This window comes from Streptomyces sp. CO7, from assembly GCF_053474865.1.
Map to the genome: position 1 here is coordinate 28,880 of NZ_JBRIOU010000006.1, position 2,853 is coordinate 31,732.

3 protein-coding genes are annotated in these 2,853 nt (G+C 70.9%); 1 reads left to right on the forward strand and 2 read right to left on the reverse strand.

What is annotated here, in order from left to right; genetic code table 11:
- A partial coding sequence (locus ACOV8S_RS21485; protein ID WP_448319521.1) for a glycoside hydrolase family 31 protein occupies positions 1-1,799 on the forward strand: 1,799 nt, incomplete at its 5' end.
- Between the two features lie 114 nt (positions 1,800-1,913).
- On the opposite strand, the gene ACOV8S_RS21490 is transcribed toward ACOV8S_RS21485, so the two are convergent.
- Together ACOV8S_RS21490 and ACOV8S_RS21495 are read right to left on the reverse strand one after the other, a co-directional pair.
- Positions 1,914-2,627 (reverse strand): glycoside hydrolase family 12 protein, encoded by a 714-nt coding sequence (locus ACOV8S_RS21490; protein WP_448319522.1) that lies wholly within the window; start codon positions 2,625-2,627, stop codon positions 1,914-1,916.
- 31 nt (positions 2,628-2,658) lie between these two features.
- Positions 2,659-2,853 (reverse strand): hypothetical protein (locus tag ACOV8S_RS21495; protein WP_448319523.1); only part of this gene is annotated, 195 nt, incomplete at its 5' end.

Below are 2,853 nucleotides of genomic sequence, written 5' to 3' on the forward strand. Positions count from 1 at the left end.
GGCGGGGCCGGGTCACGGTCGGCTCGCTCACCGCCGAGATCGACGCCGGGGGCCTGGTCCGCTTCCTGCGCAGCGACGACGGTGCGGAGCTGCTGGCCGAGGAGCCCGCCCACTTCTGGTGGCCCGGGCCCCGGTTGTACACGGCGGTCGGCAACGGGCACCACCGGCTCGAGCAGCGGTTCGCCGCCTACGACGACGAGCGGCTGTACGGCCTGGGGCAGCACCAGCACGGCCGGCTGGACCAGAAGGGCCTGGTCGTCGATCTGGTGCAGCGCAACGCCGAGGTCGGCATCCCGGTGCTCACCTCCAGCCGCGGTTACACGCTGCTGTGGAACAACCCGGCGATCGGCCGTGTCGAGCTCGCGTACAACGGGACCCGGTGGGTGGCGGACTCGGCCCGCCAGATCGACTACTGGATCACCGCGGGCGATCCGGCGGCGGGGCAGCGCCGCTACAGCGCGGTGACGGGGCGCACCCCGATGCTTCCCCGGTGGGCGGCCGGCTTCTGGCAGAGCAAGCTGCGGTACCGCACGCAGGAGGAGTTGCTGGAGGTGGCGCGGGAGTACCGGCGCCGGGGTCTGCCGCTGTCGGCGATCGTCTGCGACTTCTTCCACTGGACGCATCTGGGTGAGTGGAGATTCGACCCGAAGGAGTGGCCGGATCCCGCCGCGATGGTGCGGGAGCTGGAGGAACTGGGCGTCAAGCTGGTCGTGTCGGTATGGCCGTCGGTGTCGCCGCTGAGCGAGAACCATCCGGTGATGGAGCAGCGCGGCCTGTTCATCGGCACGCAGTACGGGCCGCTGGCGCACGCGGACTGGCCGGACAAGGAGGTCGCGAGCACGGTGCAGGTGGCGTTCTACGACGCCACCAACCCCGAGGCGCGGGAGTTCGTCTGGTCGCGGATCAAGGAGAACTACCTCGATCCGTACGGCATCACCGCCTTCTGGCTGGACGCGTGCGAGCCGGAGCTGAAGCCGGGGTTCCCGGAGAACCTGCGGTACTGGGCGGGTCCGGGCCTGGAGGTCGGCAACCTGTACCCGGCGGAGAACTCCCGGGCCTTCCACGAAGGGCTCCTGGCCGCCGGCGAGCAGGAGGTGATCACCCTCAACCGCTCGGCGTGGGCGGGCAGTCAGCGGCACGGCGCCGCCCTGTGGTCCGGCGACATCGGCACGGACTTCGCCACGCTGCGGCGTCAGATCGCGGCGGGTCTCAACACGGCTCTGTCGGGAATCCCGTGGTGGAACACGGACATCGGCGGCTTCCACGGGGGCGATACGCAGGACGCCGCGTACCGCGAGGTGATGGTGCGCTGGTTCCAGTTCGGCGCGCTGTCGCCGCTGATGCGGCTGCACGGGTTCCGCGAGCCCGGCATGCCGCTGGGTCCGGAGATGACGGGCGGCCCGAACGAGGTGTGGGCGTACGGGGACGAGGCCGGGGCGGTCCTGGAGCGGTACCTGCGCCTGCGGGAGCGGCTGCGGCCGTATGTCCTGGAGGTCATGCGGGAGGCGCACGAGGAGGGGCTGCCGGTGATGCGGCCGCTGTTCCTCGAGTTCCCCGGTGACGCGGCCTGCTGGTCGGTGGACGACGCGTACCTCCTCGGACGTGACCTGCTGGTCGCGCCGGTCCTGGAGGCCGGGGCCACGGACCGGACGGTGTACCTGCCCGAGGGCGCGCGCTGGACGGACGCGTGGACGGACGCGGCGTACGCGGGCGGTGGGACGGTCACGGTGGACGCGCCGCTGGAGCGCATTCCGCTGTTCCTGCGCGACGGTGCGGTTCTGCCGGTCCGGGAGCAGTAGGGCGCGCCGCCGCCGGTTCTTCGAGTACCGGCCTTCGAGCACCGCCCGGTCCAACGGGTCCCGGACCGGGCGGTAGGGGCCGCCCGTGGGGTGCGGGCGGCCCCGTTCTTCCTGTCAGCCCGCCGTGACGGTCAGGTTGTCGGTGCGGAAGTCCATGCCGCCCGAGGACGAGGTGATCTCGTAGCCGAACTGCACGTCGCCGATGGTCTCGTCGCCCATCCAGCGCTTGGTGTCCTTGATCCAGCGGAGGATGGGCAGCATGTCGACCGTTCCAGAGGTGGAGCGGGAGGTGCGCAGGAACGAGAAGACCTGGTTGGAGCCGTTGTCGCCCTTGTAGACGTTCCAGGTGTGGCCGCCGAGGGTGACGGTGCCCTGGGAACTGCCGAGCGGGCCGACCGGGCCGTACTGGTTGACCCAGAGCATGATCTCGTAGTCGTAGTCGGTGTCCCAGATGTCGTACGAGGTGTTGTAGGCCCCCGCGGACGGCACGCTGACGCTGTAGCTGCTGGTGAGCGTGCGCAGCGAGGAGATGCTGCGGTTCACGACCTTCTTGGAGTTCGGGTAGGACTTGATGCCTCCGGTGTTGGGGTGGTTGGCCCACACTCCCCAGTTGGTGCAGGAGTTGGCCCAGACGCACTGGGCGCCGGCGCCGGAGCCCCAGATGTTGTTGTAGAGGGTGTAGCCGCCCAGGTTGGTGTTGCCCCACTGGTCGCAGGTGTTCCAGACGGCGGCCTGGGCGGGGGCGGTGGCGAGGCCGGCGGTGACGCCCAGGGCGAGCGCGGGGGCCAGCAGGGCCTTGACGACGGTGCGCAGGGTGCGTGGTGCCATGGTGGTCCTTCCATGGGTGGGGGGAACGGGGTCACCGCGTCCTCAGGGTCAGGACGCGGTCCTCGCCAGCGGCCAGGTCGAACGACCGGGCGCCGGCCGAAGTCCTGAGTTCGATGCGGTGGGTGCGGGTGGGGCGCAGGACAGCAGTGGCGCCGTCGGGGGTCCAGGTCAGGTCGAGGCCCGCGCCGAAGCGGGTGCGGATGCCGCGCAGTGAGCCGCGGGGATG

Excerpts from the sequence above, each read along its gene's own strand:
- ACOV8S_RS21490 (WP_448319522.1), bottom strand. The coding sequence starts at position 2,627 with ATGGCACCACGCACCCTGCGCACCGTCGTCAAGGCCCTGCTGGCCCCC.